We start from the raw sequence: 12,490 nt of genomic DNA on the forward strand, positions 1-12,490 counted from the left end.
GCGCGGGTCGGAGGGACGACAGGTCAGCGGGACGGAGGGTCGGAGGGACGACAGGTCAGCGGGACGGAGGGGCGGAGGGGCGGAGGGACGGAGGTCGGAGGGACGGCAGGTCGGCCTGGTGTCAGCTGAAGGCGGCGTCGGCGGTCAGCGTCGACTGGGCGATGGGCTGGCCGACTCCGAGCAGGACGTCGACGCAGTTGTCCAGGATCGGCTGGTCGCTGTCGATGTTGAGGACGGTGGTCAGGTTCTCCCCGGCCAGACGGGTGGAGGAGCCGGTGACGGTGCCGGTGAGGGTCCCGGCCCCGTCGACGTCGACGACGGCGAGGTCGGTGATGGTGCTGCTCGCCTGCGTGCCGTCCTTCAGGTTCCAGGTGAAGGTCGCGGTGGAACCCAGCGCCATGGCCGGCGGCGTCAGCGGGTTGCAGCTGAGCGTGCCGAACTTGAGCGTCGCGGTGACGGTGCCGCCCGTCACGGCCGTCGGGCCGCCCTGGGAGTCGAGGCAGCCGCTCACCGTCCCGCCGATCGCCACGGTGGTGGCCTCCGGGCCGGCCGAGAGCGGCGGGCCGAAGGTGACGGCGGCGTTCACGGTGCAGTTCAGGATTTCCGCGGCGGCCGTCGGGGCGGCGTCGGCGACCGGTGTCACGGCGGTGCACAGGGCGGCGAGAACGGCGGACACGGTGACGGCGCTTCGGCGTACGGACACGTGGATTCCCTTTCTTTCGTCGGACCGGGGGTGTGGCCCTCGCACTCGGAGCGGGGCGGGCCGAAGGGGGACGGTGGCACGGCGCGAGGAATTCCGGCTGTCGCCATCCCGGGGATCCCGCCGATACGCCTCGAATGGTCCAGCGCTGCGGTCCGACCCTCCGGCGTGGGCGGACACCGGCGGGCGGACACCGGGAAGGTGGCGGCCGGCCGGTCGACGGAGGGGCGCCGGGCCCTGGTCGACCTCGGCACCGTGAAGTGGTTCAACGGCCGTCGACGTCGTCGGCCGCTGAGGGCGCGCGGTGTCCGTCAGGCCACGTGGTCGAGGGTCGGCGCGGCCGTCGGCTGTGCCGTGGCCCCGGCACCCTCGGCCTGCGCGCCCCAGCGGCGGGCCAGGACGGCGCAGACCATCAGTTGCAGCTGGTGGAAGAGCATCAGCGGCAGCACCATCAGCCCGGCCGCCGGGCCCGGGAAGAGGACGGTGGCCATCGGGACGCCGCTGGCCAGGCTCTTCTTGGAGCCGCAGAAGACGATCGCGACCAGGTCGCCCCGGCCGAACCCGAGCCGGCGGCCGACCAGCAGCGTCGCGGTCAGGACCAGCCACAGCAGCGCCGCCTCCACCCCCAGCAGTGCCGCCAGTCGGGGCAGGGAGAGGGCACCCCACACCCCGCCCACCACGGCGGCGCTGAAGGCGCTGTAGACGACCAGCAGGATCGAGCCGCGGTCGACCAGGCCGAGGACGGCGCGGTGGCGGGCCATCCAGGCGGCGATCCAGCGGCGCAGCACCTGGCCGGCGGCGAAGGGGAGCAGGAGTTGTTCGGCGATCTCCAGCACGGTGCCCGGCGAGACGCCGCCCTTGGTGTGCAGGAGCACGGCGGCGAGCAGCGGGGTCAGGACGATGCCGAAGAGGCTGGAGAAGGTCGCACTGCAGACCGCCGCGGCCGTGTTGCCGCGGGCGATGGAGGTGAAGGCGATCGAGGACTGCACGGTGGAGGGCAGCAGGGTCAGGAACAGCAGGCCCTGGTAGAGCTGCGGCGACAGCACCGCCGGCACCAGCAGGTGGGCGGCGATCCCGAGCAGGGGGAAGAGGCCGAAGGTGACCGCGAGCACGGTGCCGTGCAGCCGCCACTGCCTGAGCCCCTCCCAGGCCTCGCGGGCGGAGAGCCGGGCGCCGTAGAGGAAGAACAGGACGGCGACCGCGCCGGTGGCGGCGTCCGAGAAGGCCGGTGCGGCGCTGCCGCGGGCGGGGAGCAGGGCGGCCACTGCCACGGTGCCCAGCAGGGCGGCGATGAACGGGTCGACCCGGAGGCGGGCGGGGCGACGGGGCAGGTGGGAGCGGAGCGGGTGGTTCGGGCGAGGCATGGTTCTCCGCGGTGGCGGTTCGGGTGGGATGGCCCCAGCCTGCCGCCCGCCGGGGTGATTGTGAATCCCGCTGGCGGCACTCACTGTCATCATGATCCGTGATATCAGCGGATAGAATGGCCGGATGTTCGATCCGGTGCAGTTGAGGTCCTTCCTCGCGGTGGCCCAGACCGGCGGCTTCACCCGGGCCGCCCAGCGGCTGGGGCTGCGGCAGTCGACGGTCAGCCAGCACGTCCGGCGGCTGGAGACGGCCGCCGACCGGCAGCTCTTCCTGCGCGACACCCACTCCGTGCGGCTCACCGGCGAGGGCGAGGCCATGCTCGGCTTCGCCCGGACGATCCTGGAGGCGCACGAGCAGGCGCTCGGCTACTTCGCGCGGACGCAGGTGCGCGGGCGGGTGCGGTTCGGCGCCTCGGAGGACTTCGCCCACACCGAGCTGCCGCAGATCCTGCGGAGCTTCCGGCGGAGCAACCCCCAGGTCGACCTCGAACTCACCGTCGGCCTCAGCGCCGTGCTCTACGAGCAACTGGCAGACGGACGGCTCGACCTGGTACTCGGCAAGCGCCCGCCCGGCGGCGGCTCACAGGGGCAACTGGTGCGGCAGGACAAGCTGGTGTGGATCGCGGCGGAGGACTTCCGGACGGACCCGGCGGAGCCGCTGCCGCTGATCGTCTACCCGCCGCCCAGCTTCACCCGGGTCCGCGCCCTGGAGGTCTGCGAACGCGACGGGCGGCCCTGGCGGATCGCCTGCACCAGCACCAGCCTCTCCGGGGTCCGGGCCGCCGCGCTGGCCGGCCTCGGGGTGGTGCCGCACGCCCGCAGCCTGATCCCGTCGGGCCTGCGGGTGCTGCCCGACCAGCCGGGCCTGCCCGGCCTCGGCACCATCGAGTTCGCCCTCACCACGGGGCGCACCACGGCGCGCGGCCCGGCCCGGGTGCTGGCCCAGGCGGTCCTCGCGGACGCGTTCCGCCTGCAACGCGCACCGGAGCGGGCGGAGCCGTGACAGGCGGAGCCGTGACGGGGGGCGACGGCCGGGGGTCGCCCCGGCTGTGGGCGAGCGCGCGGCCGTGGCGAGGCGGCGTGCCGGCGGGTTCCTTCCGTCGACGGTGACAGAGAGTCAAGGGCGGTGACTTGAGGCGGACTTCACGCCGCTTGGCCGTTGAACCCGACGGTTCCCCGGTCGCGTTACGAAGGCTAGAGCAGCCGGCTGGCGCGGACAGGGAAAGGTCGGGAAAGATGCGATTTGGCGACATGCTGCACGGACACCGGAAGCACCGGGGCCTGACCCAGCAGCAACTGGCCGATCTCGCCACGCTGAGTGTTCGCGCGGTGCGCAACCTGGAACGGGGCGGGGCGCTGCGGCCCCGGCGGGAGACGGTGCGGCTGCTCGTGGACGTGCTGCGGCTGGACGCCGACCAGCGGGCGCAGTTCGAGTCGGCGGCGTTCGAGTCGGCGGCGTTCCCCGAGGCCGCGCCGGGCGCGGCGCCCCGTGACCGCGGCCCCGGCTTGCGGGGGCCCGGGGCGCGCGTTTGAGTGGGAAGGTACCGGCGGAATCGGGGGCGAGGAGGCGCCATGTCGCACCACAAGTCCAACAAGGACGTCGAAGGCGACCCGGACACCGGGCACGGGCGCGGTCTGCCCCGGCGGCCCGACGAGGAGGATCTCGACGAGCGCACCGAGGAGGACCGCGAGGAGGTGGGCCTGCCCCCGGACCCGGACGCGGACGACCGGCCCGAGCAGGGCCGGCGGTAGGGGCCGGGGCCACTGCCGAGCCCGGTCGGAGCCGGGCTAAGGGCCGGTGGGGTCGCCCGTCTCCCCGGTCCTGGTCGGCCGGGTGTGGACCTTGGCGACGCAGGCCGGGAGGGCGGCGGCGTGGTCGTGGTCCCGGGCCCGGTACGCGCTGGGGGTCTCGCCGACCAGCTGGGTGAACCGCGAGCTGAACGAGCCCAGCGAGGTGCAGCCGACCGCCATGCAGACCTCCGTCACGCTCAGGTCGCCGCGCCGCAGCAGTGCCTTGGCCCGCTCGATCCGGCGGGTCATGAGGTAGCCGTACGGGGTCTCGCCGAAGGCGGCGCGGAAGCTGCGGGAGAAGTGGCCCGGCGACATCAGTGCGGTGTGCGCCAGCGCCGGCACGTCCAGTGGCTGGGCGTAGTCGCGGTCCATCCGGTCGCGGGCCCGCCGCAGCCGGGCGAGGTCGGGTAGGGGGAGTCGGGACACCTGGGGCACGTCTGCCACGCTACCCGCCCGGTCCGACAGGGTCGCGCGGAGGCGTGCGCCGGCCGCTGCCCCGGGCCGCCTCCCCGGGCCGCCTCCCCGCCCCGTCCGGTCCCGCGTCCCCGTTCCCGTACCCCCGTTCCTGCGCCCTGCTCTGCCCTGCGCCGTCCCCGCGCCCCGCCCCGTCCGGTCCCGCGCCCCCGCTCCCGTACCCCCGTTCCTGCGCCCTGCCCTGCCCTGCGCCGTCCCCGCGCCCCGCCTCCGCACCCCACCGCCTCGTCCGGACGAATTCGGTCGAAGGCGCTGTTTTCGAGCAGAGCGGCCGGTATCGGACGAACGGGTCCGGATTCGAACTGATGGTGGAGTGGGTGTGCCGCTCTTGTCGCGCGTGCACATGAACTTTCGTCAATTCCCTTGCGGATATATTAGATTGCCGGTCTGCTGATGAACTCCTGATCGGCCCGGGTGTGATAACCCGTCGATGATGAGAGCGGGACATTGGGACGAACGAGGAAGCGAACGAGGTGCGCCGCGCAGGTCGCGGCGCTGACGGTGGGACTGTCCGCCGCAGCGCTGGTGACGGCGCCGGCGGCTTTTCCACAACCCGGCGACGGGACGGTGACCGTCCGGGTGATCCGGGCGGTGGACACCAGTGGAGTGTGGACACCGGCCCTGGAGCCAGGGCTCGCGGGCGTGAAGGTGACGCTCACGGATGACGCCGGGGTCGCGATCGAGGGGGTGACGGCGGCCGACGGGACGGTCACGCTGGCCCCGGCGACGGCCAAGCCGTCCGGGGGCAAGTACCGGGTGCAGGTGGTGAATCCGAAGCCCGGGGTGCTGTTCCCGGCGTTCGCCTCGCGGCAGGGGCTGGACGGCGCGCCGACCCAGCTGAGCAGCAACGAGGAGTTCGTCGACCTCTCGGGCGGCAAGAACGTGGCGTACACCACCGGGCTCTGGAACCCCGGTGACTACTGCCAGAAGAACGCCCCGCTGGTCACGACCTGCCAGCCGATGGACCGCGAGGGCGGGGCCCAGCGCACGCTGGTCTCCTTCCCGTACAGCGCGCGCGGCCAGGACGGCGAAGGCGTGACCGCCACGAACCTCGCCACCAACGCCGATACCGGCACGTTGTACGGCATCGCCTGGAACAAGGCCGACCGGCGGTTGTTCTCCTCGGCGGTGGCCAAGCGCACCACCGACTACGGCCCGGGCGGTGCCGGGGCGGTCTACGTCACCGACATCGCGCAGAAGAAGACGACGCTGTTCACCACCGTCCCGAACGCGGGCTCGACGGCCCACGGCGGCGGTACCGACGACGCCTTCCTCGACACGCCGGGCAAGGAGAGCCTCGGCGGCATCAAGATCACCGACGACGGCAAGGACCTGTTCGTCGTCAACCTCAACGACCGCAGGCTCTACCGCTACAACGCCACCCTGCCGGCCGCCGGGAGCCCGACGGCCTCCTACCCGATCCCCGACCCGGGCTGCCCGGCGGCGGGGGACTGGCGTCCGTTCGGCCTCGGCCTCCAGGACGGCACCGGCTACCTCGGCGGAGTGTGCTCCGGCGAGTCCACCGGCAAGCTCACCGACCTGCGCGCGGTGGTCCTGCCCTTCGACCTCGCCACCGGCGTGTTCGGCAAGCCGGTGCTGGACCAGCCGCTGGACTACCCGCGCCAGTCCACCGTCGGTTCGGGCCCGTGCGACGGTGCGGGCTGGTTCCCGTGGACGAGCACCTACCCGACCACGCAGAACGGCCGCCCGTGCGGCAGCGCCACCATCGCCAAGCCCGAGCCCGAGTTGGGCGAGATCACGTTCGAGACCGACGGCTCGATGCTGCTGGCCTTCCGCGACCGCTTCAGCGACCGCGCGCCGGGCGCCCCGGTGCCGGGCTTCGTCGCCGTCGTCATGTCCGGCGGGGACCTGAACAAGGCCTGCCGGGCGAACGGCACGTACGTGATGGACACCAACAACGGGTGCGGGCTCGCCCCCCGGGGCACCCGGTTCTTCGATACGACCTGGGGCGGCCACCGCAACACGGCGTTCGCCGGCATGGCGCTGTCCAAGGTCGAGAGCACCGTCGCGGTCTCCGCCTTCGACCCCAACCACACCGCTCTCGGGTACGGCACGTCGTTCCTCCAGCGGGCGAACGGCCAGCAGGACCCGCAGTTCGGTTTCCGGCTCAACCCGGCCGGGACGATCGCGCCGTTCGGCAAGGGCGCCTCGATGGGCGACCTGGAGGTGCTCTGCGACCAGGCGCCGCTGCAGATCGGTAACCGGGTCTGGTACGACCCCGAGCGCAAGGGCGTCCAGAACCCGGGCCAGCGCCCCGTCGAGGGCGCGACCGTCCACCTCTACGACGAGTCGGGCAAGCTGGTCGGCACGACGAAGACGACGAAGCGCGGCGAGTACTACTTCGACGACTCGAACGTCACCGGCGGCCTCAAGCCGAGGACCAAGTACACGATCCGGCTCGACAACCCGGCGGACTACGCCAAGGGCGGGCCGCTCTACCAGTGGGTGCCCACCGACGCGGACGTCGGCGACAACCACTTCATCGATTCCAAGGGCCTGGTGCCGCCCGGTACGAAGTTCCCCGAGCGGGCGCTGACCACCGGCGGGCCGGGCGAGAACGACCACACCTTCGACTTCGGGTTCCGGCAGCAGGAGGGCGCGTTGCGCCTGGTCAAGCACGACCAGGACGGCAAGCCGCTGGCGGGGGCGAAGTTCCAGCTGTGGCACGACACCAACGGCACCGACGGGTTGCAGACCGGCGGTGACAAGCCCGACACGGCGGTGGGCGGCCCCTGCACGACCGGCGCCGACGGCCTCTGCCAGGGCGCCGGGGTGCCGGGGACGTACTACTGGCAGGAGCTCAGCCCGCCCGACGGCTACGCGGCTCCGGACACCACCGTGTTCGGCCCGCTGGCGCTGACCTCCGACAACCTCGCGGACGGTGTCTCGGTGACGGCGGTCAACCGGCTGCTGCCCACCCCGACGCCGACCCCGACCCCGACGCCGACCAACTCGTCGAGCTCGCCGAGCCCGTCGAGTTCGCCGAGCACGCCGGAGCGGACCACGCCGCCGGGGCCGACGGAGTCGCCGAGCCCGTCGACGGCGAACCCGCTGCCCCCGCCCGGGGGACAGCTGCCCAGCACCGGCGCCAGTGCCCTGGTGCCGCTGGGGATCGTCGGCGGCGCGGTGCTGGTGGCGTCCGGCGGTGCGCTGGTCCTCGTCGCCCGTAAGCGCAGGGCGCGGCACCAGTAGGAATAGGAAGCGGTGAGTTGGGGCGGGCCCGTGGCGCGAGTCATGCCACGGGCCCGCCCGCCGCTCGTTCGCACGACGGTGACGACGAGCACGACGGCGACGACGAGCACGACGGTGATGACAAGGAGGAGGGCTGCCAGATGGCCCGCAGGAAGATCGGGAAGAGGGCGCGGTTGCGCCTGCTCGTCGGGGTGGTCGGCGCGGTGGTGGTCGCCGGGGCCACGGTCCTCGGGGTGACGGCCTGGGGCGAACCGGAGGAACGGCCGGTGACCATGGACGAGGCGTCCCGGCTGGCGCTGTCCCGGCTGACGCTGTACCAGGCCAGCCCGGCGGCGGTGGCGCTCACCGCGGCGGAGGGCGGCGGCGTGCAGATCCGGGTGGAGGGGGTGGTGGACTACCGCACCCGCCGGGGAGTGGGCCGCTACCAGGTCTCCGGGGCCTCGGGTCAGCTCGACCACGGCCTGATCATCTGGGACGGCGACGGCCTCGGGCTGGCCCCGGAGCCGGCCGGCTCCGGCCCCGCCTGGGAGCAGGCCGAGCACGTCCCCCGCTCCGGCTGGTCGCCGCGCTCCTACACGGCGGACCCGCTGGACGCCGGGCTCGGCCTGCTGGTCCGCCTCGGCGCCGACCGGCCGGACAACCCGCTGCTGCTCGCCCAGTCCGGGGCGCGCCTGCTCGGCCGGGACCGCATCGACGGCCGCGACTACGACCGCTTCTCGGGCCCGCGTGCCCAGGGCGCCGCCCCGGACGGCGGGCCGTCGCCGCTGACCTACTGGGTCGACGGCGCCGGCGCGCTGCGCCGGGTCACCATGCGGATGTCCGGCCTGGGCACCCCGACGACCGTCGACCTCACCGGTCGGCAGGACGGCGTGCGGATGCCGGAGGCGCCGTGGGCCGCCGGGTGAGGCCCCGGGGCCGCCGGGGCTGCGGCTCACCGGGGCCCGGGCTCACCGGGGTTGCGGCACGGCGGCGGTGTCCGTGGGCAGGGCGTAGCGGTCCGGGTCGACGGGCCCCGGAAGGTCCGTCGCCGGCCGGCCCGGCGCCGACGGGTCGGGCAGGGAGGGCTGCGCGTCCGGGGCCCGCACCTGGTGGAACGGCACGCCGGGCGGCGCCATGACGGTGGCGGGCCGGCCGCCGGGGAGCGGGCCGCGGCCCTGCGCCCCGCACGCCGCCAGGCCCTCCAACTGCTCCGGGCTCTGGGTGTCGGGCGTGTTGCCGGTGAAGCAGTTGCCGGGGTCGGTGGAGGCCAGCACGAGGTCGACGCCGTTGCCCGTGGCGCGGTTGCCCTCGACGCGGTTGCCGCTCGCCGGGTGCCCGGGCGGGTCGGTGACGATGACCCCGGCGGCGCGGTTCCCCTGGACGAGGTTGCGCAGCACCTGGTTCGCGGTGCCGCCGCCGATCCCGAGGCCGATGCCGAAGCCGCCGTCCGCCTGCTCCGGGGTGTCGGCGGCGTTGTTGTCGGCGATCACGTTCCCGGCGATCACCGCGCCGTGCTGCGGGGCGAGGGATTCCAGGTCGTTGGAGTTCACCGTCACGCCGACCCGGTTGCCGACCACCCGGTTGCCGAGGATGCTGAGCCCGTCGGAGGCGTTGGTCAGCTCGATGCCGACCGCGTTGCGCTCCACGGTGTTGCCGTGCACGAGGGTGTCGCAGGGCTTGCACTGGCCGACGTAGATCCCGGAGTCGGCCTGCCCGGAGGCGTAGGAGTCCTCGATCACGCCGCCGCGCGCGTCGAAGGCGTAGATGCCATACAGGCCGTTGTCGTACGCCGTCACCCGGGAGGCCCGGAAGCCCTGGACGGGCGGGAAGCGGTTGGTGTCGAGCGGGTCGTACGCGGAGCCGCCGGCGCCGTGCCGTTGCAGGTGCTCGTCGGTGACGCCGGTGAACAGGACGCCGTTGGCGAGGTAGCCGTGCACGGTGAGGTTCTCCACCACCGAGCCGGCGCCGGTGACGGTGATGCCGTTGACGAGCCGCACCCCGCCGTCGAGGACGACGCCGTTGCGGTCCGTCCCGCGCAGGACGATGCGCGGCTTGGTGATCCGGACGCTCTCCGGGTACACGCCCGGGTGGACCAGCACCGTGTCGCCCTCGCGCGCGACGTCCACGGCCTGCTGCACGGTCGGGAAGTCCTCCGGGACCTGGACGACCGTACCGGCCGGATGGCGCGCCTCGTCGGAGGAGGAGCCCGATGCCGCGCAGCCGGCCAGCGCCAGGGTGGCGGCGAGCAGCGCCGCGGACAGCCGTCGCAGCGGTCTCGTCGCACGTGCAGGTGAGGGTCGGTGGGTGAGTTGACGCATCATCGGGATTTGCATGAGAGGTGTTCTATCGTCTCCAATGTCGCCCATGCATGCCGAAACCGGAAAAGTGCGGAAACAGACGGAAGCCGCCGGATCCGGTGTGGAGCGGAGGGCGCTGCTCGCGGCCGGAGCGGTGCTCGCCGCCGGACTCGGCGCCGGCGTCCAGGCGTTGGCGCACGGCGGCCACGAAGGCGCCGCGCCGCACCCGGCGGCCCCGCCACCCGGACCGGCACCCCTCTTCCACGGCCCCCGCCAGGCCGGCGTGACCACACCGCCGCAACCCGCCACCCAGCTGCTGGCCTTCGACCTCGCACCCGCGACCACCGCCGGCGGCCGGGACGCCCTGCGCGGCCTGCTCGCGGACCTCACCCGGTTGCTGGCCGCCGCGACCGCCGGGAGCTCGCCGGACCTGCGGCTCCAGGGCGCCGAACCGGCCCGGCTCACCAGCCTGGTGGGCGTCGGCCCCGACCTCGCCGCCCGGCTCGGCCTGAACGTCCCGACCGCGCTCGCCGACCTGCCGGCCTTCGCCGGCGACCGCCTCGACCCGGCGCGCGGCGGCGGCGACGTTCTCCTCCAACTCTGCGGCGCCGACCGCTGGACGCTGACCGTCGTCGCCGAACTCGCCACCACCGCCGCCCGCGCCGCCGGGGCCACGCCCCGCTGGACCCAGTCCGGCTTTCTGCCCGCCACCGCCCCGGGCACCACCGCCCGCAACCTGTTCGGCTTCAAGGACGGCACCGCCAACCCCGACGAGCCGACCGCCCGGCAGTGGGTCTGGGGCCCGGCGGGGGCGCACGAGAACGGCACCGTCCTGGTCTACCGGCGGATCCGGATGGACGTCGCCGCCTTCGCGGCCCTCCCCGCGGACCGGCGCGACCTGGTCATCGGCCGCCGCGCGGGCGACGGCGCCCCGCTCACCGGCAGCGCCGAACACGACGAACCGGACGTCTACGCCAAGAACCCGGACGGCTCCTACGTCATCCCCGCCACCGCCCACGTCCGGCTCAGCAGCCCCCGCCTCGACGGCGGCGCGCGCATGCTCCGCCGCGGCTACAGCTACGACGACGGCCCGGACGACCGCGGCCTGCTCTTCTGCGCCTTCATGCGCGACCCCGCCCAGTTCACCCGCGTCCAGACCCGCCTCGCCACCCGTGACGCCCTCAACCCGTTCGTCCAGCACCAGGCCTCCGCCGTCGCCTACGTCCTCCCCGGCGCCCCCGAGGGCGCCACCCTGGGCGAGCAGCTCTGGGGCTGAGGGGGAGCAGGGGCTTGCCCGCGACGGCCCGGGGGCCGTCGCGGGCTGCTCGCCGCGGGCGGCCCGGCGCCCCCGGCTACCAGGTGACCGGCAGGTGGGCGGGGCTGCGGGTGGTGGTGCCGAGTTGCCAGGTGAGCCGGTCGACGGGGGTGGTGAGGCGCAGGCCCGGGAGGGCGGTGGCGAGGCGGCGGAGGGATTCGCGCATCTCCAGGCGCATCCGCCAGGCGCCGAGGCAGTAGTGGGGGCCGGCGCTGAAGGCGAGGGTCGGGGCGGGCAGCGGGTGGTCGAGGCCGGTGTCGAGGCCCTCGGGGAAGACGGCGGTGTCGCGGTTGGCGCTGCCGAGGCTGACGGCGAGGACGGCGCCGGCGGGGATCCGGACGCCGCCGAGGTCGACCGGTTCGGTGGCGCGCCGGGTGGTGGCCTCGTCGTCGCCGAGCGGGATGAAGTGGAGGAGGCGTTCGGTGACGCGTTCGGTGGTGTCGGGATCGGCGAGGCGGGGCCACTGCTCGGGGCGTTCGCCGAGCAGGTAGACGAGGGCGTTGCCGAGCGCGCCCGTGACGCTCTCGTTGCCGCTGGCGGTGAGCCCGCAGACCAGGTAGACGAGTGATTCCTCGGGGACGCCGCCGTCCTGGTCGGCGGCCTGGACGAGGCGGCTGACCAGGTCCTCGCCGGGGTGGTGGCGGCGGCGGGCGATCAACTCGCCGGTGTAGGCGGCGTATTCGGCGAGCGCCTCGGCCGGGTCCAGGGCGCCGTCGGCCGCGTCGCCACTGTCGTCCGGGGTGCCGCCGTCGTCCGGGGTGCCGTCGGCGAGGATCGCCCTGGTCCAGCGGCGGAGCCGTTGCTCGTCGAGGCGGTCCGGGCCGTCGCCGTCGAGCCCCATCAGGCGGCTGGTGACGGCGAAGGGCACCGGCCGGGTGAAGGCGGTGACCAGGTCGGCGGGGGTGCCGCCGGCCGCGAGGGCGTCGACGGCCTGCTGGACGCTCTCCGCGACCCAGGGCTGCCAGCCGGCGATGGCGCGTGCGGTGAAGGCCCGTTGGACGGTGCTGCGCAGCCGGCGGTGTTCCGGCCCGTCCTGGTTGAACATCGACGCCGGGTTGCTGGAGACGTCGGCGCCGCCGCCGGGGGTGCCGACGGTGGCCAGGTCGCCGCGGGTGAAGCGGGGGTCGGTGAGGGTCTGGCGGACGTCGTGGTAGCGGGTGACCAGCCAGGCGGGGGTGCCGTCGGGGAGGGTGGTGGGGTGGGGCGGCTGGGCGGGGGTGACGGGGAGTCGGTGCAACGGGGGGAGGGCGGGTGCGGCGGTGGACATGGGTCCCTTCGGGGTCGGCGGTCCGGCGCGGGATGAGAATCCAACTGTCTTATTTACGTAGATCGTTGGATTCCGCTGCTGCTTGTCCCG

Annotated in this window: 11 protein-coding genes; 6 read left to right on the forward strand and 5 right to left on the reverse strand. The window is 74.3% G+C overall.

What is annotated here, in order from left to right; translation table 11 throughout:
• Window positions 1-121 precede the first annotated feature (121 nt).
• Together ACIO9K_RS15235 and ACIO9K_RS15240 are read right to left on the reverse strand one after the other, a co-directional pair.
• On the reverse strand, window positions 122-703 hold the full coding sequence (locus ACIO9K_RS15235; protein ID WP_400329996.1) for a hypothetical protein: 582 nt from the start codon (window positions 701-703) through the stop codon (window positions 122-124).
• Window positions 704-1,011: 308 nt separating this feature from the next.
• Window positions 1,012-2,064, reverse strand: a complete 1,053-nt coding sequence (locus tag ACIO9K_RS15240; protein ID WP_400329999.1) for a bile acid:sodium symporter family protein — start codon at window positions 2,062-2,064, stop codon at window positions 1,012-1,014.
• A gap of 124 nt (window positions 2,065-2,188) precedes the next feature.
• Between ACIO9K_RS15240 and ACIO9K_RS15245 the strand changes: the two genes are divergently transcribed.
• From ACIO9K_RS15245 to ACIO9K_RS15255, 3 genes are all read left to right on the forward strand, one after another.
• Complete coding sequence (locus ACIO9K_RS15245; RefSeq protein ID WP_363618381.1) at window positions 2,189-3,067, forward strand: LysR substrate-binding domain-containing protein; 879 nt, start codon at window positions 2,189-2,191, stop codon at window positions 3,065-3,067.
• 233 nt (window positions 3,068-3,300) lie between these two features.
• Window positions 3,301-3,597 carry a helix-turn-helix transcriptional regulator gene (locus tag ACIO9K_RS15250; RefSeq protein ID WP_363618383.1) on the forward strand — a complete coding sequence of 99 codons (297 nt, stop codon included), beginning with the start codon at window positions 3,301-3,303 and terminating at the stop codon, window positions 3,595-3,597.
• 39 nt (window positions 3,598-3,636) lie between these two features.
• Window positions 3,637-3,816, forward strand: coding sequence for a hypothetical protein (locus ACIO9K_RS15255; protein ID WP_400330003.1), 180 nt, complete (start codon window positions 3,637-3,639; stop codon window positions 3,814-3,816).
• Between the two features lie 36 nt (window positions 3,817-3,852).
• On the opposite strand, the gene ACIO9K_RS15260 is transcribed toward ACIO9K_RS15255, so the two are convergent.
• Window positions 3,853-4,227, reverse strand: coding sequence for a helix-turn-helix transcriptional regulator (locus ACIO9K_RS15260; protein ID WP_363585965.1), 375 nt, complete (start codon window positions 4,225-4,227; stop codon window positions 3,853-3,855).
• Between the two features lie 693 nt (window positions 4,228-4,920).
• On the opposite strand from ACIO9K_RS15260, the gene ACIO9K_RS15265 reads away from it, so the two are divergent.
• Together ACIO9K_RS15265 and ACIO9K_RS15270 are read left to right on the forward strand one after the other, a co-directional pair.
• A complete protein-coding gene (locus ACIO9K_RS15265; RefSeq protein ID WP_400330006.1) occupies window positions 4,921-7,542 on the forward strand; it encodes an SdrD B-like domain-containing protein in 2,622 nt (873 codons plus the stop codon).
• Between the two features lie 140 nt (window positions 7,543-7,682).
• Window positions 7,683-8,447, forward strand: coding sequence for a hypothetical protein (locus ACIO9K_RS15270; RefSeq protein ID WP_363618389.1), 765 nt, complete (start codon window positions 7,683-7,685; stop codon window positions 8,445-8,447).
• Window positions 8,448-8,489: 42 nt separating this feature from the next.
• Here the strand turns inward: ACIO9K_RS15270 and ACIO9K_RS15275 are convergent, their stop codons facing one another.
• On the reverse strand, window positions 8,490-9,854 hold the full coding sequence (locus ACIO9K_RS15275; RefSeq protein WP_363585942.1) for a right-handed parallel beta-helix repeat-containing protein: 1,365 nt from the start codon (window positions 9,852-9,854) through the stop codon (window positions 8,490-8,492).
• Window positions 9,855-9,885: 31 nt separating this feature from the next.
• Between ACIO9K_RS15275 and ACIO9K_RS15280 the strand changes: the two genes are divergently transcribed.
• Window positions 9,886-11,094 carry a Dyp-type peroxidase gene (locus tag ACIO9K_RS15280; protein WP_363585943.1) on the forward strand — a complete coding sequence of 403 codons (1,209 nt, stop codon included), beginning with the start codon at window positions 9,886-9,888 and terminating at the stop codon, window positions 11,092-11,094.
• 76 nt (window positions 11,095-11,170) lie between these two features.
• On the opposite strand, the gene ACIO9K_RS15285 is transcribed toward ACIO9K_RS15280, so the two are convergent.
• Window positions 11,171-12,400: a cytochrome P450 gene (locus tag ACIO9K_RS15285; protein ID WP_400330011.1), complete on the reverse strand. Its 1,230-nt coding sequence runs from the start codon at window positions 12,398-12,400 to the stop codon at window positions 11,171-11,173.
• Window positions 12,401-12,490 lie beyond the last annotated feature (90 nt).

Source organism: Kitasatospora sp. NPDC087271, from assembly GCF_044744605.1.
Lineage (GTDB): Bacteria > Actinomycetota > Actinomycetes > Streptomycetales > Streptomycetaceae > Kitasatospora.